The 17914-nt window shown below is 70.3% G+C and carries 18 protein-coding genes; 8 read left to right on the top strand and 10 right to left on the bottom strand.

The annotated features are described in order from the left end of the window. Positions 1–477 (top strand): RidA family protein, encoded by a 477-nt coding sequence (locus EPO51_RS25100; protein ID WP_293356414.1) that lies wholly within the window; start codon positions 1–3, stop codon positions 475–477. On the opposite strand, the gene EPO51_RS25095 is transcribed toward EPO51_RS25100, so the two are convergent. After that, positions 437–1414 carry a LysR substrate-binding domain-containing protein gene (locus EPO51_RS25095; protein WP_293356411.1) on the bottom strand — a complete coding sequence of 326 codons (978 nt, stop codon included), beginning with the start codon at positions 1412–1414 and terminating at the stop codon, positions 437–439. The genes EPO51_RS25100 and EPO51_RS25095 overlap by 41 nt on opposite strands. Positions 1415–1508: 94 nt before the next feature. Between EPO51_RS25095 and EPO51_RS25090 the strand changes: the two genes are divergently transcribed. Genes EPO51_RS25090 through EPO51_RS25060 form a run of 7 tightly spaced genes read left to right on the top strand, consistent with a single transcriptional unit; the run spans position 1509 to position 7457 of the window. Continuing rightward, positions 1509–2696: a trans-sulfuration enzyme family protein gene (locus EPO51_RS25090; RefSeq protein WP_293356408.1), complete on the top strand. Its 1188-nt coding sequence runs from the start codon at positions 1509–1511 to the stop codon at positions 2694–2696. Further along, entirely contained in the window at positions 2696–3727 is a 1032-nt protein-coding gene (locus EPO51_RS25085; RefSeq protein ID WP_293356405.1) for a transporter substrate-binding domain-containing protein, read from the top strand. The genes EPO51_RS25090 and EPO51_RS25085 overlap by 1 nt, the downstream gene beginning before the upstream one ends. Positions 3728–3731: 4 nt before the next feature. Next, positions 3732–4682 (top strand): ABC transporter permease subunit, encoded by a 951-nt coding sequence (locus EPO51_RS25080; RefSeq protein ID WP_293356403.1) that lies wholly within the window; start codon positions 3732–3734, stop codon positions 4680–4682. A gap of 1 nt (position 4683) precedes the next feature. Then, positions 4684–5766, top strand: coding sequence for an amino acid ABC transporter permease (locus EPO51_RS25075; RefSeq protein WP_293356400.1), 1083 nt, complete (start codon positions 4684–4686; stop codon positions 5764–5766). Next, a complete protein-coding gene (locus tag EPO51_RS25070; protein WP_293356397.1) occupies positions 5763–6524 on the top strand; it encodes an amino acid ABC transporter ATP-binding protein in 762 nt (253 codons plus the stop codon). Before EPO51_RS25075 ends, EPO51_RS25070 begins: the two co-directional genes overlap by 4 nt. A 4-nt stretch (positions 6525–6528) precedes the next feature. Continuing rightward, a complete protein-coding gene (locus tag EPO51_RS25065) occupies positions 6529–6834 on the top strand; it encodes a helix-turn-helix domain-containing protein (protein WP_293356394.1) in 306 nt (101 codons plus the stop codon). Then, complete coding sequence (locus tag EPO51_RS25060; RefSeq protein ID WP_293356391.1) at positions 6831–7457, top strand: hypothetical protein; 627 nt, start codon at positions 6831–6833, stop codon at positions 7455–7457. Before EPO51_RS25065 ends, EPO51_RS25060 begins: the two co-directional genes overlap by 4 nt. Here EPO51_RS25060 and EPO51_RS25055 read toward each other — a convergent pair. The 9 genes from EPO51_RS25055 to EPO51_RS25015 all read right to left on the bottom strand — a co-directional run bounded on the left by EPO51_RS25055 (position 7346) and on the right by EPO51_RS25015 (position 17865). Then, entirely contained in the window at positions 7346–8026 is a 681-nt protein-coding gene (locus EPO51_RS25055) for a hypothetical protein (RefSeq protein ID WP_293356388.1), read from the bottom strand. The genes EPO51_RS25060 and EPO51_RS25055 overlap by 112 nt on opposite strands. Further along, complete coding sequence (locus tag EPO51_RS25050; RefSeq protein WP_465246638.1) at positions 8023–8736, bottom strand: HupE/UreJ family protein; 714 nt, start codon at positions 8734–8736, stop codon at positions 8023–8025. Before EPO51_RS25050 ends, EPO51_RS25055 begins: the two co-directional genes overlap by 4 nt. Before the next feature lie 83 nt (positions 8737–8819). Further along, positions 8820–10145 carry an MFS transporter gene (locus EPO51_RS25045; RefSeq protein ID WP_293356382.1) on the bottom strand — a complete coding sequence of 442 codons (1326 nt, stop codon included), beginning with the start codon at positions 10143–10145 and terminating at the stop codon, positions 8820–8822. Positions 10146–10192: 47 nt separating this feature from the next. Beyond that, positions 10193–10816, bottom strand: a complete 624-nt coding sequence (locus EPO51_RS25040) for a transmembrane anchor protein (RefSeq protein ID WP_293356379.1) — start codon at positions 10814–10816, stop codon at positions 10193–10195. A gap of 13 nt (positions 10817–10829) precedes the next feature. Continuing rightward, on the bottom strand, positions 10830–11549 hold the full coding sequence (locus EPO51_RS25035; protein WP_293356376.1) for a HupE/UreJ family protein: 720 nt from the start codon (positions 11547–11549) through the stop codon (positions 10830–10832). An 81-nt stretch (positions 11550–11630) separates the two neighbouring features. Then, positions 11631–14813, bottom strand: a complete 3183-nt coding sequence (locus tag EPO51_RS25030) for an efflux RND transporter permease subunit (protein ID WP_293356373.1) — start codon at positions 14811–14813, stop codon at positions 11631–11633. A 12-nt stretch (positions 14814–14825) separates the two neighbouring features. Further along, positions 14826–16085 (bottom strand): efflux RND transporter periplasmic adaptor subunit, encoded by a 1260-nt coding sequence (locus EPO51_RS25025; protein ID WP_293356370.1) that lies wholly within the window; start codon positions 16083–16085, stop codon positions 14826–14828. Continuing rightward, positions 16085–17395, bottom strand: coding sequence for a TolC family protein (locus EPO51_RS25020; protein WP_293356367.1), 1311 nt, complete (start codon positions 17393–17395; stop codon positions 16085–16087). The genes EPO51_RS25025 and EPO51_RS25020 overlap by 1 nt, the downstream gene beginning before the upstream one ends. Positions 17396–17445: 50 nt before the next feature. Continuing rightward, positions 17446–17865, bottom strand: coding sequence for a hypothetical protein (locus tag EPO51_RS25015; RefSeq protein ID WP_293356364.1), 420 nt, complete (start codon positions 17863–17865; stop codon positions 17446–17448). Positions 17866–17914 lie beyond the last annotated feature (49 nt).

Genomic DNA, 17914 nt, shown 5'->3' with positions numbered 1-17914 from the left:
ATGAACGCCATCGACGCGCGGCTGCGCGAGCTCGCCATCGATCTCCCCCCGCCGCCAGCCGCCGCGGCCGCCTACCGGCCCGTGGTCCTGCATGCGGGCCTGGCCTACGTCTCCGGGCAACTGCCGCGCGACGGCGCTCAGCTGATCCGCGGGCAGGTGGGGGACGAAATCGATGTGGCGGCCGGAAAGGCCGCGGCGCGCGCCTGCGCGCTGGCGGTGCTTTCCGTCTTGCGCCAGGCGCTGGGCGGCGATCTCGGGCGCGTGCGCGCCTGCCTGCAGCTCTCCGGGTTCGTCGCCGCGGTCCCGGGGTTCGAGGCGCACTCGGAGGTGATCAACGGCGCGTCGGACCTGCTCGTGGAGGTCCTGGGACCGGCGGGCGGCCACGCCCGCGCCGCCGTGGGCGTGGCCACGCTGCCGTTCGGCGTCCCCGTGGAGGTCAGCGCGGTCTTCGCGGTGCGCGAGCCTTTGCAGACTTGACCGGCGGGGCCGGCTTCTCGCCACCGAAGCGGGCGAAGCAGGCCGCTTCCATCTGACCGCACTCGGCGACCAGGAGGCGCACAAGCTCGTCGAGGATGCGCGAGCGCGCGCGGTGCGGCGGCAGGATCATCAGGTTTTCGAAGGTGACCGCCGGCTCGAAGGGACGGGCGACCAGACCGGCCTCTTCGAAGCGGCCGGAGAGGTAGGTCAGGGAGTTGACGAGGCCCAGGCCCAGCCCCTGGAGCACGAATTCGCAGACGACCGCGCCGAATTGGGTCTCGACCGCGAAGCGCGGCTGGACCCCTGCCTGCGCCAGCACCTCGTCGAAGCGCTTTCGCACCCGATCCTCGGGAGGGAACGAGACCACCGGCTGACCGTCGAGCATCTCGGGCCGGATGATGGCCTCGGCCGACAGCGGATGGTCGCGCCGCATGACGCAGATCCCCGGGGTGACCATGAACGGCCGCGCGACGAGGTTCGCGGTGTCGATCTCGTCGGCGCACAGCCCGATGTCGTAGCTGCCGCTGGCCACCAGGTTGCGGACGATCGTCGAGTTGGCGATCTCCAGGCTTACCCGCACCTCAGGGCGGCTGGCCAGGAACCGGCGCAGCACCGCCGGCGTGAAGTTGAGCCCCAGGGCCGCGGAGCTGGCCACGCGCAGGGCGCCCGTGCCGGACGCCCGGATGCGCGCCACCGCCTGGCGGATGCGGTCCAGGCCGACATAGGTATCCACGATCTCGCGGTGCAGAAGCTCCGCCTCCGGCGTCGGAACAAGGCGTGGGCCGGACCGCTCGAAGAGTTTCAGTCGCGTCGTGTCCTCGAGGCGCTTCAGCGACCGACTCACCGCCGGCTGCGAAATGCCGAGGACCTTGGCCGCGCCCGTGGTCGAGCCGGTCTTCATCACTGCGTTGAAGCACTCGATGAGCGTGAGGTTCATGCCGCCCTATAACATCAGCGCATGGTAGCGCGATATCTATGCAATTGATCCTCTTCCGGGCGCTCCCTAACCATCGTGGAAGGAGAGGACGCCCATGCACGACGACACCCACTGCGTTTACGGACGCGACGGCGACGACCCGCCGTTCCGGAGCCTGACGCCGGCCGTGCACCGGGCATCCACCGTTGTCTTCCCGACTGTGGAGGCCTACCAGAGCCGGCGCGAAGCCATCTACGACGGCTATTCCTACGGTCTCTACGGCACGCCCACCGCCCGGACCCTCGAAAAACGCATCGCGCGTCTGGAAGGCGCCGAGAAGTGCCTGGTGGTGCAGTCCGGCTTCGCAGCCATCGTGCTGACCACCCTGGCGTTCGCCAGGACCGGCTCGCGCGTGCTCTTCCCCGACAACGGCTACGAGACCCTGCGTCCGTTCGCCGCCGACTTCCTCGACGGCTTGGGCATCGAGGCCCAGTTCTACGATCCCATGCGGCCGGACGCGGTCGATCGCCTGCTCGGGCCGAACACGCCGCTCCTCTGGCTGGAGGCACCCGGTTCGGTGACCATGGAGACGCCCGACGTGGCGGACCTGGTGGCCCGCGCCCATCGCCACGGCGCCAAGGTGGCGGCCGACAACACCTGGGCGACCCCGCTGCGGTTCCGGCCCCTCGACCACGGCGTCGACGTCTCCATGAACGCCGCCTCGAAGTACCTGAGCGGCCACTCGGACGTGATCATGGGGTCGCTGGCGGTCCGCGACGAAGCGCTCTACCGGCGGCTGAAGGACGTCTCCCGCTTCATGGGCTGCGGCGTCTCGGCCGACGACGCCAGCCTGGTGCTGCGCGGCCTGGAGACGCTGGCAGTCCGCCTCGACCGCAGCGAGGCCACCGCGACCCACCTGGCCGCCTGGTTCGCCGAGCAGTCCTGGGTGGCCGAGGTGCGCCATCCTGCGCGGCCCGGGACGCCGGGCCACGACGCCTGGAAGCGCGACTTCGCCGGCGGCTCGGGGCTGTTCAGCGTCTATGTTCACGATGCCGCGAGGGCGCGGCTCGACGCCTGCGTAGAGTCACTGGAGCTTTTCGCGATCGGCGCCAGCTGGGGCGGGACCCACAGCGTCGTGGCCGCGATGCGGCAGGTTCCGCCGCGCACCGTGACGCCGGCCAGCCACGTCGGTCCGGTCCTGCGGTTCAGCGCCGGGCTCGAGAACGTGGAAGACCTGCTCACCGACCTTCGCCGCGCCTTCGCGCCGCTGGCGGCCACCGCAGCTCAAGAGGGGATTGGCTGATGGGACGCAAGACGATCTGGCTGGCCGCCGCGGCCCTCGCCGCCGCGCTCGCCGCCTGTTCGCCGCCAGCCGGCAAGACTGAGGGCGTGGTGGACCGCATCAAGACCCGCGGCCACCTGAACTGCAGCGGCAGCCAGGGCGTGCCTGGCCTGTCGCGCCCGGACGAGAAGGGCGTGTGGCGGGGCTTCGACAGCGACGTCTGCCGTGCGCTGGCCGCCGCGGTGCTGGGTGACGCGGCCAAGGTCCAGTTCACGCCGCTCAACGCCGCCCAGCGCCTGCCGGCGCTGCAGACCGGTGAGATCGACGTGCTGTCGCGCACGACCACCGTCACCTTCACCCGCGATCTGGCCATGCGCTTTGTCGCCGTCACCATGTACGACCGCGACGCGATCGTGGTGCGCAAGGCGCTGGGCGTGACCGAGCCCGGCGGGCTGGGCGGCCGGACCATCTGCCTGCAGGGCGGCGGCAGCCTCACGGAGAAGGCGCTCGACGAGGTCGAGGCCGAGAACGGGATCAAGCTCACCCGGGTCTATTTCGACTCCACGATCACGGCGCGCGACACCTACCTGGCTGGTCGCTGCGACGGCTACATCACCGACGGGCTGTCGGCGCGGAGCCAGATCGCGATCGTGGCGAAGAACCCCGCCGAGCACCTGCCGCTCACAGTCGGCTCGGGCGTGGAGCCCAATGGCGTGGCGATCCCGCGCGGCGACGACCGCTGGTTCGACGTGGTCCGCTGGACGGTCAACGTCCTGCTCTGGGCCGAGCAGAACGGCATCACCCAGGCCAACGTCGACGACAAGGCGAAGAACGGGCCGCCGGACGTGAAGCGGGTGCTGGGCGGGGATCCGGCGTTCGGCCGGGTGATCGGCCTCGACCCGCGCTGGGCTTACAATGTGATCAAGCAGGTCGGCAACTACGGCGAGATCTGGGAGCGAAACCTCGGCGCCGGCACCCCCATCAAGGCTGAGCGCGGCCTGAACCGGCTGTACACGGACGGCGGCCTGATGTTCCCGTTCCCGTGGGACTGAGCCCATGGCCCTGGCGGACCTCGTGATGGCGCGCACGCCCCCCTCGACCCGACGGGCCTCGGCCTGGCTCCTGCAGGGCCTCGCGGTGGCGGCCGCGCTCGGGGCCCTGGCCCTGGTCGCCGTCACCACCCTCGAGAACCTGCGCGCCCGCGGCTTGCCGCTCGGCCTCGACTTCCTGGTGGAGCGCGCCGGATTCAGCGTGGCCGAGACGGTCCTGCCCTTCAGTCCGGAGGACATAGCTCTCTGGGCGATCGCCGTCGGCGTCGTCAACACCCTCTTCGTATCCGCGATCGTGTGCGTGGGCTCCACCGGGCTGGGGCTGCTCCTCGGGATCGCCCGCCTGAGCGAGAACCCCCTCGTCGCCCGACTCGCCCAGGTCTGGGTCGAGGGCGTGCGCAACACCCCGCCCATCCTGCTGCTGATCTTCATCTACACCCTATGGAGCCAGGCTCTGCCGCCCGAGGCGGTGCTCCAGCTCGGCCCGGCGACCCTGACCATGCGCGGCCTGACCGTGCCGGCCCTCAACGCCGCCGGTCAGGCGACCCTCACGCCCGAGCTCGCGACCATCCTTCTCGGTCTGACCCTCTACACGACCGGCTTCGTGGCCGAGATCGTCCGCGGCGGCATCCAGTCCGTGCCGAGGGGCCAGTGGGAGGCGGCGCGCGCGCTCGGGCTCGGCTATGCCCAGACGCTGCACCTGGTGATCATCCCGCAGACCTTGCGCGCGATCCTGCCGCCGATGACCAGCCAGTACATCAACATCGTCAAGAACAGCACCCTGGCCCTGGCGGTCGGCTATACGGACTTCCTCACCATCATGGGCACGCTCATCAACACGAGCAGCCACGCGGTGGAGGGGACGCTGATCATCGTGGCCGTCTACCTCGCCATCAACCTCAGCATCTCGGCGGCGCTGAACCTCTACAACCGCCGCGTCGCGCTTCGGGAGCGTTGAGATGACCGACGCCTCCCGCATGATCGCGCCGGTGCGTCGCCCGTCGTGGCTGCCCACGGGCCTGATCCGCCTCGTCGATACCCCGCTCAACGCGACGCTCACGCTTCTCGTGGCGGCCGTCCTGGTCTGGGCGGTTCCGCCGCTGGCGCGCTGGGCCGTGTTCGACGCGGCGGTCCTGCCGGCCACGCCGGAGACCTGCCGCGCCGCGGCCGGGGCCTGCTGGAGCTTCGTGATCGCCAAGCACAGCCAGATCCTGTTCGGGATCTACCCCCTGGACGAACGCTGGCGTCCGGCGCTCGTCTGCCTGGGCCTGCTGGCCCTGCTCGCCTGGTCCGTGCGCCCGAGCGCGTGGCGCCCGCGCCTGGGCGTCATCTGGCTCGTCATGCTCCTCGCCATCCAGATCCTGATGGGCGGCGGGGTGCTCGGGCTGACGCCCGTGCCCACCGCCGAATGGGGCGGGCTGCCGGTCACCCTGATCCTCACCGTGGTGGCGATCGGCGGCGGCTTCCCACTGGCCGTCCTGCTCGCGCTCGGCCGCCGCTCCGACCTGCCGGCGATCCGCACCCTCTGCACGGTGTTCGTGGAGGCGACCCGGGCCCTGCCGCTGCTCAGCATCCTGTTCATCGCCTCGATCATGCTGCCGCTGATGGTCCCGGAGGCCCTGCTGCCGGACAAGCTGATGCGCGCCCTGATCGCGCTCCTGCTGTTCGCGGCGGCCTACATGGCCGAGGTGATCCGCGGCGGGCTCCAGGCCGTGCCGAAGGGGCAGTACGAGGCGGCGGCGGCCCTCGGGCTGGGGTACTGGCGCACCCAGCGCCTCGTGGTGCTGCCGCAGGCCATCGCCATTTCGATCCCGGCGCTCACCAACACCATCATCGTCATGATCAAGAACACCAGCCTGGTGCTGGTCGTCGGCCTGTTCGACCTGATCAGCTCCGGAAAGGCGGCGCTCGCCGACCCCGCCTGGAGTTCGCCCGCCATCGAAACCTACGTGTTCATCAGCGCCATCTACTTCGTCCTTTGCTTCGGCTTCGGCCGGTTCGCCGAGGCGATGGAGCGCCGCAACAAGGCCAGCCGCCCATGAGCTTCGCCCAGACCTCCGCCCCGGCGGACAGCGCCGTCGAACTGCGCGGCGTGCACAAGTGGTTCGGCGACTTTCATGCGCTGCGCGGTGTCGACCTCCGCGTGGCGCCCGGCGAGCGCATCGTGATCTGCGGGCCATCGGGCTCCGGCAAGTCCACGCTCATCCGCTGCATCAACCAGCTGGAGCGGCACCAAGACGGGGAGATCGTCGTCAACGGCGTGCGCGCGGGCAGCGAACCGCGGCAACTCAACGCCATCCGCCGCGAGGTCGGCATGGTGTTCCAGAGCTTCAACCTGTTCCCGCACCTGACCGTGCTCGAGAACTGCGTCCTGGCGCCGGTCTCGGTGGCGCGACAGAACCGCGCCGAAGCGGAAGCGCGCGCCATGGCCCTCCTCGAGCGGGTCCGCATCCCGGAACAGGCGCACAAGTACCCGGGCCAGCTGTCGGGCGGCCAGCAGCAGCGCGTCGCGATCGCGCGTTCGCTCTGCCTCGACCCGAAGATCATGCTCTTCGACGAACCGACCTCGGCCCTGGACCCGGAGATGGTCAAGGAGGTGCTGGAGACGATGATCGGCCTCGCCAACGACGGCATGACCATGTTGGTGGTGACCCACGAGATGGGCTTCGCCCGGCAGGCTGCGGACCGGGTGGTGTTCATGGACCAGGGGCAGATCGTGGAGAGCGCCGAACCCGACGCCTTCTTCGAGTCGCCGCGCCATGAGCGGACGCGCGCCTTCCTCGGCCAGTTGATGCACTGAGGCGATGGCCTTCTCGCGCCAGCCGAGCCCGGTGTTCAGCCCGGCCTACCGCACGGTTCGCGAGGCGCTGATCCGGGCGCGGCGCAGGGCCGGCGTCCCGCAGCGCGAGCTCGCGGCGCGCATCGGCAAATGCCCGTCGCACATCTCGATGATCGAGCGCGGACAGCGCCGCGTCGAGCTGCTCGAATTCTTCGTGATCGCCACGTCCCTGGGCGCGGACCCCGTGCAGCTGTTCCGCGCCGCCACCGCGGGTCTCGCGGATCCCGCTCCTGACGAACCCGAGGCGCGGGCGGCGCCGCTGGGCCGGTGATTGCGGGGACGCCCTCGCCGCCCGCCGCGCAGGGACCCCGTCGCGCCCTGCGGATCGACGACGTCTTCGCGGCCGACCTGTGCGGGCGGCTGCGCACGGAGACCCTGGGCGGCGCGTTCCAGGACCACCTGTGCGACCCCCTGCTTCAGGGCGCGACCGCGACCTGCATCGGCCGCCGCGTCCTGCCCGCGGTCCGCGCGGCGTTCGGCGCAAGGCTTACCCGCATCACCACGCCCTGGTTCGCGGACAGGGACGCGGCCGGCGCAGCCCCTCCGGGCGCCGACGGGGCCGATGACCAGGCGTTCGCGATATGGGTGATGATCGGCGTGGGACGGCCGCACCTGCGCCTTCCGGGCCAGCCGCCGTTCGCCCTCCCTCTGGGCGGCGCGCTTGTCACGGCCCCCGGCGTCCCCGCCGCGTTCGCGCCGTCGGGACCGGTCTCCGGCGGCGTGCTCCGCGCCCTGCTTTTCGACGAGGCGACCGTTCGGGCGCGCCAGGCGGCGGCGGCGCCTCAGGGATTCGCCGTCTGGGCCGACGCGGCCTCGGGGCGAGCCGCCGCGGCCGGCGCGTTTGGGACGATGCCCGCCTCGTTGCCCGGCTGGCCCGCGGGCACGAGGTCGTAGAAACCGGCCAACCTCAGGCGCACGACCACGGGCTTCTCGCCGGAGTTGGAGAACTGCCAGCCCTGGATGCCGTCGAAGGGCGCGGTCAGCGCGCCGTTCTGCTTGAGCCCGAAGGCCTGCTTCCAGGTCGAGACGGCCATCGCCTCCCCCGGCTTCGGCGTCGTGTGGCCGTGCTGGTCGAAGCGGAAGTCCCGCGCGTCGCTGGCCCCGACCACCTCCCAGGAGTAGATCAGGGTGGCGTCCTTCTTCATCCGCACCTTGTACTCGAGCTCGGACTTGTCGGCCCCGGCCATGAAGTCGCCCAGCGGGATCTCGATCACATCGCTGCGGAAGCTGGCCTCGTACTCGCGCGCCCGCGCCGCCCCGGCCGTGGTGTCCACCTGCTGGTCCTCGGGCGCCCAGAGACGCGAGAGCCCCGAAAGCTTGCCGAAGCCCAGCGGGTCCCTGTTGAACTCCGCCGGCAGGATCGCGCCCAGCACGATCAGGCTCCCCAGGACCAGGGCGCCGAGCGTCGCCAGGAGGAGCCGCCCCTTCGCCATGGGCCGGCCCGGTTGCTCGTTTGCGCTCATGTCACCGCTCCACCGAAGATGTATCCCGCCAGCTGCTGGCCGGCGAGGACGAAGCCCGCCAGCATCAGCAGGACGTTCGCTCCCGCCGCCGTCCGCGCGAACAGCGGCGAGCGTCGCCAGAGGGTCATGGCCACCAGGATCAGCGACAAGGCCAGGATCTGGCCCAGCTCGACGCCCAGGTTGAACGACACCAGGTTGGCGAGCAGGCCGTCGGGATTAAGGTTCAGGGCCTGCAGCTTGGTGGCCAGGCCGAACCCGTGGATCAGGCCGAAGCCGAACACTGCCACGCGGGTGTCGGGCTGCACCCCGAACAGCGTCCGGAAGCCGCCCAGGTTGTCGAAGGCCTTGTAGGCCACCGACAGCCCGATCACCGCGTCCACGAGGTGCGGAGAGACGTGCAGGTCTAAGAACACGCCCGCCAGCAGGGTCAGCGAGTGGCCCAGGGAAAACAGGCTGACGTAGAGCGCGATCTGCCGGAGCCGGAACAGGAAGAAGATCACACCCACCAGGAACAGCAGGTGGTCGTAGCCGGTCACCATGTGCTTGGCGCCGAGATAGGCGAAGGGGATCGGGTCGGGCCCGCGGGTGGCGGCGACGAAGGCCGCGTCCGTCCCGCCGATGTTGTGAGCCAGCGCCGCGCCCGCCCAGGCCAGGCCGGTCAGGATCATCAGCACGGCGCACACCGCACGCACGTCGGTTCGCGGGCTCATCATGTGACCCTGGCTAGCACGGCGACCGCCGGGCGCCCGTTTCAGTACGGTTACGGTTACGCGATGGCGCATCGATCCTCGTGTCATCCGCGGGGCCAGGCGTGGTGGAGATCGTCGATCACGTAGTCATGGGCGTGCGCTTGCCGCGCACCCGCCAGATGCGGATGGTCCGGCGGAAGGTCCGCGTGCTCGTGCGTAAGCGCCTGAGGATCGCGTCGCGGCCAGGTCACGAGCGCGGCCAGGACGCCCAGGGCGGCCAGCCCCGCCAGCGCGATCATCGTCCATCCCATGCCCGCCTGCGCGCCCAGCTGGCCGGCGACGAGGTAGGTCACGAGCCAGCAGGCGTGCGAGAGCGCGAACTGCGCGGCGAACAGCGCGCTGCGGTCCTCAGGGTTCGCCGAGCGGCGCAGCAGCCGGCCCGACGGCGTCAGCACGGCTGAGTAGCCGACCCCCAGGACCGCCCAGCCCGCGAGCAGCGCCGCCCACGGATCGAAGGCGGGGGAAAACGCCTGCATCGCCAGGGCGAGCAGTCCGGCCACCAGGAGCCCGGCCGCGGCGAGCATGACCGGGCGGTCCTTGATCCGGTCCAGCACGCGCGGCAGCACCAGCGCGGCCGCCATCGAGCCCCCGCCGAAGGCCGCCAGCGCCAGCGCCACGTCGTCGGCGCCGCGTCCCAGCACGGTGCGGACGTAGACCACCGTGTTGACGATCACCATCGCGCCGGCCGCCGCAGCGGCCAGGTTCAGCGCCAGCAGGCCTCGCAGGCGCGGGGTCTTCAGGTAGATGCGGGTCCCGCGGGTCGTGCGGGCATAGATCCCGCCGATCCGTGGCGCGGGCCTGGGCTGCGGGACCGCGACGGACACCACCAGCGCCGCCGAGGCGAGGAACCCGACCACCGTGCCGCCGAACAGCCAGTGGAAGCTGATCAGGGTCAGCAGGGCGGCGGCCAGGATCGGGCTGACGAGGCTCTCCAGGTCGTAGGCCAGCCGCGAGAGCGAGAGCGCGCGGGTGTAGTCCTTCTCGTCGGGCAAGATGTCCGGGATGGCGGCCTGGAAGGTGGGCGTGAAGGCGGCCGAGGCGGACTGCAGGAGGAAGATCAGGACGTAGATCTGCCAGATCTCGGTGACGAACGGCAGCGCGAGCGCGATGGCCGCACGGACCAGGTCCATAGCCACCAGGAAAGCGCGGCGCGGCAGCCGGTCCACGAAGGCGTTCACGATCGGACCCACGCCGATGTAGGCCAGCATCTTGATCGCCAGGGCCCCGCCCAGCAACGCGCCCGCATCGGCGCCGGCGAGGTCGTAGGCGAGGAGGCCCAGGGCGACGGTGGCCAGGCCCGTTCCGACGAGGGCGATCACCTGAGCCAGGAACAGGCGCCGATAGGTGAAGTTGGAAAGGATGCTCAGCATCGAAGGTTCCTCGACGTCCTTTGCCGCGGGCGGGCCGACGCGGCCGGTCAGACCACGCGCTTGACCTCGCTGTAGGCGCCGGACGTTTCCAGCGTGACGGTCACGGTCTTGCCGGTGCGGTTGCGCCAGAACCAGCCGTGGCTGCCGGTGAAGGCGGCGGTAAGCTCGCCCGCCTCGCGCTGCGAGGAGCCCTTTCCGTAGCCGTGGTAGTTGACACCCGGACGGTCGGCGTGGGTGTCGAAGTTGACCTTGCCGCCGCTGCTCGACCAGACGAACCGCGCCCGCGCACCCTCCTCCATCACCAGCTTGATCTCGGCGGCGGCGTTCGGCTTCAGCGTGATCACGGTCCTGTCCGACCGCGCCCCCATCGCCGGCGTGGCAGGCGCCGCGGCGCCGGCGGCAGCGGGAGGCGCCGCCGCCGGCGCCGGCGCCGTCGACGCGGCTTCAGCCCGGGTTGCCACCTCCGCCTCAGCGGCCAGCTGGCGCTTGATCCGGCCCATGTCGGTCAGGCCGAGCACCGAGCCGACGCGGGTGGGATCGACCCCATACTCGGCGGGCAGCACGACCGTGACCAGGAGGGCGCCGGCCACGCCGGCCGCCAGGACCGTGGACTTCAGCAGCTGGCCCGTGGTGGGCAGTTCGGACAGACGGGGCTTGTTGGCGTTGTGCATGAGGGATCTCCCGTCAGACGACGAAAAAGCCGACGAGCTGGTAGCCCGTCAGGATGAAGCCGAGGCTCATGAGGACGACGTTGGCGAGGTAGGCGTGCTTCCAGAAGCCGTCCGTCCGTCGCCAGAAGCCCATGACGATGAGGATGGCGCCAAGCGCCAGGAGCTGGCCCAGCTCGACGCCGATGTTGAAGCCGATGAGGTTCCAGACGAGGCCGTCGGGAGAGAGCTGGAAGTCCTGCAGCTTGGTCGCCAGTCCGAAGCCGTGGAACAGGCCGAAGATCAGGGTCGCGGCCTTGGTGTTCGGCTGCACCCCGAACCAGCGCTGAAAGGCGCCCAGGTTGTCGAGCGCCTTGTAGACGACCGACAGGCCGATGATCGCATCGATCAGGTAGCTTGAGACGCTGACGCCCGTGAGCACCCCCAGCAACAGGGTGGTCGAGTGACCCACGGCGAACATGGTCACGTAGATGCCGATGTCCTTCATCCGATAGAGGAAGAAGATCACCCCGAACAGGAACAGCAGGTGGTCGTAGCCGGTGACCATGTGCTTGGCCCCCAGGTAGACGAACGGCAGGAAGACCACGCCGGTCGTCTCCTGGATGTAGCCCTTGTCACCCTCGGCGACCCCGTGGGCCAGGGCCTCGGAGAGGGCGCCGTCAATCAGCAGCAGGACCAGCATGAGGAGAAGGAGGATGGCTGATCGCCATCTGAGCAGAATGCTCGCTTGAAGCATGGCGCGAACCTCGGTGAAGCCGGAGGGGTGGGCGGCCGCTCCCGACAAGCGGCCGCCCGGACGGTGTGAGGGGGGCGAAGGTCACACCGCCTTTCGGCCGTTGCGGAAGGGCAGATGGTCGAGCCAGGCGGGTTTCGGCCAGTCGCTCCCGCGCTCGCGGCCATGCACGAGGCTGTAGAGCGCCGGCAGCACCAGCAGCGTCAGCAACGTCGAGGAGATGATCCCCCCGATCACCACCGTGGCCAGGGGGCGCTGGACCTCGGCGCCGGCGCCCACGTTCAGCGCCATGGGCACGAACCCCAGGCTGGCCACCAGCGCGGTCATCAGCACCGGGCGAAGGCGTGTGAGCGCGCCCTCGCGGATGGCGTCGAGCGGCGCCTGGCCTTCTTCGATCAGGCCTCGAATGAAGCTGACCAGCACGACGCCGTTCAGCACCGCCACGCCCGAGAGCGCGATGAACCCGACGCCCGCGGAGATCGACAGCGGCATGCCCCGCATCATCAGAGCCGCCACGCCGCCGGTCAGCGCCAGGGGCACGCCGGAGAAGACGATGGCGCTGTCCTTGATCGACCGGAACAGGGCGAAGAGCAGGCCGAAGATCAGCAGCAGCACCACCGGCACCACCAGCTGCAGCCGCTTGGCCGCCGAGATCAGCTGCTCGAAGGTGCCGCCGTAGCTGATCCAGTAGCCCGCCGGGACCTCCACCTCGGCGCCCACCTTGGCCTGCGCCTCGGTGATGAACGACCCCAGGTCGCGGCCGCGCACGTTGGCGGTGACCACGACCCGTCGCTTGCCGTCCTCGCGACTGATCTGGTTCGGCCCCTTCTCCACCGCGATGGTGGCGACCTCTTCCAGCGGCACGAACGAGCGCCCGCCGGCAGAGGGGACCGGGATCTGCAGCCGCGCGATCGCGGCGGTGTCGCCCCGCACGCCTTCCGGAAGGCGCACGACCACGTCGAAGCGGCGGTCGCCCTCGAACACCTGGCCGGCGACCACGCCGCCCACCGAGGCTTGGACCACCTCCTGAACGTCGGCCAGCGAGATGCCGAGGCGCGCGAGGGCCGCCCGGTCCGGCGTGATCTGCAGGACCGGCAGGCCGGTCACCTGCTCGACGCCCACGTCCTGGGCCCCCTCGACTCCCTCGATGACCTCCTTCACCGCGTTGCCGAGGGTCAGCAGCTGATCGAGATCGTCGCCGAACACCTTGACGGCGACATCCGCCCGCACGCCCGACAGCAGCTCGTTGAACCGCATCTGGATCGGCTGGGTGAACTCGTAGTTGTTGCCGGGGATCTTCGCTACGGCGGCCTGCATCTCAGCCACGAGTTGGGCCTTAGGCTTGCGCGGATCCGGCCAGTCCTCGCGGTCCTTCAGCATGATGAAGGTGTCAGCCACGGACGGCGGCATGGGATCTGTGGCGACCTCGGCGGTGCCGATCTTGGCGACCACCCGGTCGACCTCCGGGAACTGTTTGATCCGCTTCTCCAGGGCGGTCTGCATCTGGACGGCCTGGGTCAGGCTGGTGCCCGGGATGCGCAGCGCGTGCATGGCGATATCGCCTTCGTCGAGGTTCGGGACGAATTCCGATCCCATCCGGCTGGCGGCGAAGCCCGAAATGGCAACGAGCGCCACGGCGACAGCGACGAACACCACCCGAAGGCGCAGGGCGGTAGCGAGGGCCGGCTCGTAGAGCCGGCGCGCACCCCGCATGAAGAAGGAGTCCTTCTCCTCCACGCGGCCGGTCACGAAGAGCGCCACGGCCGCCGGCACGAAGGTCAGCGACAGGACGATCGCGAAGGTCAACGCCATGACCACCGTGACCGCCATGGGGTGGAACATCTTCCCCTCGACGCCGGTGAGGGCGAAGATCGGCACATAGACCAGGGTGATAATCAGCACCCCGAACAGCGACGGCCGGATGACCTCTCCCGAAGCCGTGGCCGCCAGGTCGAAGCGCTCATCACGGGTCAGCACACGGCCGAGCCTGTGCTGCGCCTCGCCGAAGCGGCGCAGGCAGTTCTCGACGATGATCACCGCGCCGTCGACGATCAGGCCGAAGTCGAGGGCGCCCAGGCTCATCAGGTTGCCGGAGACGCCGCCGCGCACCATCCCGGTGATGGTCATCAGCATGGTGATCGGGATCACGGCGGCGGTGATCAGCGCCGCCCTGATGTTCCCGAGCAGCAGGAACAGCACGACGATGACCAGCAGCGCGCCTTCGACCAGATTGGTCGCGACGGTCTTGATGGCGCGCTCGACGAGATCGGTGCGGTCATAGATCGGCTCGGCGACGACGCCGGCCGGAAGCGCCTTGCCGGCCTCTTCCAGGCGCTGCGCAGCGGCCTGCGCCACCGTCCGGCTGTTCTCGCCGACGAGCATCATCACCGTCCCGAGCACCACCTCCTGGCCGTTCTCCGTGGCGGCCCCGGTGCGCAGTTCCTCACCCATGATCACGTCGGCGATGTCCGCCACCCGCACCGGCACGCCGCCCCGGTTGGCGATCAGGATCGCACCCAGATCCTCCCGTGTGGCAGCCTGGCCGGCCACGCGGACGAGGTACTGCTCGCCGAAGCGCTCAATGTAGCCAGCGCCCACGTTGGCGTTGTTGCGCTCCAGGGCTCCGATCACCTCCGACATGCTCACGTCGAACGCGGCGAGCCGCTCCGGAATGGGGGTGACGTGGTACTGCCGCTCGAAGCCCCCGATGGTGTTGACCTCGGTGACGCCGGGGGTGTTGCGCATCTGCGGTCGGATCACCCAGTCCTGCAGAGTCCGCAGGTCTTCGGGCGTGTAGGCCGTCCCGTCGGCTTTGCGGGCGCCTGGCTTGGCCTCCACGGTGTACATGAAGATCTCGCCGAGACCGGTGGAGATCGGTCCGAGCTCCGGCGTGAGGCTTGCGGGCAGCTGGCTCCGCGCGGCCTGCAGACGCTCGTTGACGAGCTGCCGGGCAAAGTAGATGTCGGTCCCGTCCTTGAAGACGACGGTAACCTGGCTGAGGCCGTAGCGGGAGATCGAGCGCGTGTAATCGAGCCCCGGCAGGCCCGCGATCGCGGTCTCTACCGGGAAGGTGATGCGCTGCTCGGACTCCAGCGGTGAGAAGCCCGGAGCCTCGGTGTTGATCTGAACCTGGACGTTGGTGATGTCCGGCGTGGCGTCGATGGGCAGGCGCTGGAAGCTCCAGACGCCGATCGCCCCGAACACCAGCACGAGGGCGACCACGACCCATCGGAAGCGGATCGAGAGCGCAATGATGCGTTCAAGCATGGCGTTGCGCTCCTAGTGGTCGTGGCTCGCGCCGGACTTGTCGATGTCCGCGCGGATCAGGAAGGCGCCGTCGACCACGTATTCGGTCCCCGGCTCGAGGCCGCCCAGGACCTCGGTCCATTCGGGCGTGCGGCGGCCGATCTCCAGCATCCGCACCTCGTAGGTGTTCCCCACCTTGGCGTAGACGACCTCGAAGTCGCGGAACGGTTGGATGGCCTTGGTCCGCACTGCGAGCGGCGCGGTGGTGGTCCCCACCGAGACCACGCCCTTCACCCCCAGGCCGGGCCGCCAGGCCTCGCCCGGGTTAGTCAGATGGACGTGGGCGATCAGGGTCTGGTTGGTGAGGTCGGCGGTGGGCAGGACCGCTTCGACGGTGCTGGTCAGGCGATGGTCGCCGGCCAGGCTCACCACCTCGACCCGCTGGCCCACGCGGACGCGCTCGGCGTCGCGGGGATAGAGGAAGAACTCGGCGTGCAACTTCGTGGGGTCGGCCACCACGAGGATGGGCTCGTTGCCCGTCATGCCCCCGGTGGTGACGTTCTTCTTGACGATCACACCCGAGATCGGCGCGGTCACCGAATAGGTCTGCAGGCTCTCGCTGGACTCCACGCGCGCCAGGACCTGGCCCCGGCGGACCCGTTGGCCCAGTTCACCGGTCAAGCTCACCACGCGGCCGGGATAGCGGGCGATAACGTCGCTCTGACCTTCGGGGACGATCTCGACGCGACCGTTGATCGGCAGGGTCTCGCCGAGCACGGCCGACCCGGCCTTCTCGGTGGTCACGCCGCCGGCCCGGGCTGCGTCCGCGGTGATGGTGGTGCGGCCCTCATAGGACGAGTAGGCCCACTTGTGCGCCTTGCCTTCGTGGGTCGCGGCCACGCTCACATCGAAGGAGTGAGGCTCGCTCACGATCGCGGGACTGGTGAGGTAGTCGGCCTCCGGCGTCAGGGTGAAACGATCGACCTTCGGACCGAGGCGGGTCAGCGCGATGCTCACCTGCACGCCCTTCGGGTCGACCGGCTTGTCGTTCTTGAAGGCGTAGAGCCGGAAGAGCGGCGCCGGCCCGTCTTCATAGAGCGTGATCTCGAGGGCGAAGTCGCCGTCTCGAAGCAGGCGGCCGCGGTGCGGTCCCCGCTCGAATTCCGCGGCGGCGGCCTCATGGGCCTCGCCTTCCGGCGCCTTGGCGGGACCCTGGCCGCAGGCCGCGAGGGCCGCTGCCAAGGCGAGGACGGCAGACAGGCGGCTGAGCCGCCGGGTCGAGGTGGCGTGCATCAGCGACGCTCCGCATTGAGGTTCGAGGAAGCGAGCGCCGCATGGCGCCCGGTGAGACGGTCGAGCGCCGCCTGGTCGAGATGAAACTGGCGCAGGACGGCCACGCGACGCGCGCGCGCGTCGGCCAGCCCGCGTTCGGCCTCGGCGACATTGGCGTACTGGAAGCCGCCGCGGTTGAAGCCGTCGCGCACCTGCTCCACCGCCCGGATGGCCAGGGGAATGACGTCGGCGCGGAGCCGCTCGGACTCCGCCGCCGACGCCGCCATACGAGCCGTCAGTCTTGCGATCTCACGCTCGCGCAGGAGGCGCTCCGCCGTGATGTCGGCGTCGGCGGCGCTGCGCTCGGCGACCGCGCGGTCAATCGCCCCCTTGTTGTTGTCGTTGAGCCGCAGCGGCACGCTGCCCCCCACGACGAAGGCCACGTCGCTGCCGTCGCCGAAGTAGCGGACTCCGGCCCGCACCGTGGGATCGGTGACGGCCCGCGACTGTTCGAGGCGCACGCTGGCCGCGGCGACCTCGCGCTCGGCTTCCAGAAGCGCCAGATCGGCGACGGCAACGGGACGGTCCACGGTCGCCGGGGGCGCGACGCCGAAGAACGTCTCCAGGTTCAGCGTGAAGTCGGCAGGACCGCCCCAGAAGCGCGCAAGCGTGCTGCGGGCGTTCTGCGCCGCGAGGCGGGCCTGGTCGCGGTCGACCTCGGCCTGGGCGCTGTTGGCTCCGGCGCGCGACCCGGCGAACAGGGGGTCCCGGGCGGCGCGCACACGACGCTCCACGTCGGTCTGCGCCGACTGCGCCGCCAGCAGGCGCGCCTCGGCGATCAGCAGTTCGGCCTCGGCCGCGAGGGCCTCAGCGTAGGCCGCCTGCACATCGCGCAGGAGGTCCAGGCGACGGATGTCGCGGCGCCTCCGGGTGATCTCGGCGCTGGCGCGGGCCAGCCCCACGCGGGCCTCGCGTTTGCCGCCCCGCTCGATCGTCTGCTCGTAGCTGAGCGTCGCCTCGGTGCGGTCGAGCATCGCGTAGGCGCCGCTGCCGGTGAAGTTCTCGAGCTCCAGGCCGAGCGAGGGGTTCGGCTTGACCCCGGCCTGGCGAATGCTCGCCTGGCCGGCGGCAAAGCGCGCGTCCCACCCCGCGGCGGAAGGATCGGCGCCGCTCGCCCGCGCCAGGGCGTCGTCGAGGTTGAGGGTCGGGCCGGCCGCCGGCGCCGGGGTCTGCGCGGAGGCGCCCGGCGGGGCCGTCACGGCGAGCAGCAGGCCGGCGATCAACGCCAGCCCTGGCCGCGCAAGCGCGCGACCGCGGTAAGAAGATGACATGGTCTCTCTCGAAGCTGCAGATCAGAGGCGCGGCGGGCTCGCCGCGCCGGTCAGGCGCGTTCGCTGAGAGTTTTGGGGGGCCTTTCCAGGCCGAAGACGCGGGACTGCGGCGAGCCGGTATCGGCGCGCATGAAGAGCGCGACCGCGTCCGACACCGCGACCTCCACGATCACCGGCGAAAACAGGGCGGCGAACTGCGGTCCCTCGGAATGGTGATGGTGGGGACCTGGCGCCTGATCCGGCTCGCCCGCGCCCGTAGATCCGTCGTCTCGGGATGGATCATGATCGTGATGATCGTCATGCTCCGCGCCAGCCAGCGCCATAGCAGGCGCGGCGTGATCGACGGCCAGGGCATGCTGGACGCCGTTGGTGACGGCCTGCGCCCGCTCCATGACAATGGCCGCGCTCAGGATCATCAACATGATGACCAGCGCGCGCCGTACGGACCTGAGGCGCAAGGATGCGAGCATGGAACTCCCGTGAACGCACTCCTAGAGCGCTAGAGGCGAACTCGCAAGA

The organism is Phenylobacterium sp., assembly GCF_004297125.1.
Taxonomy (GTDB): Bacteria; Pseudomonadota; Alphaproteobacteria; order Caulobacterales; family Caulobacteraceae; genus Phenylobacterium.
Note: the sequence above shows the minus strand (reverse complement) of the source record. Positions and strands in the feature narration are given on the sequence as shown.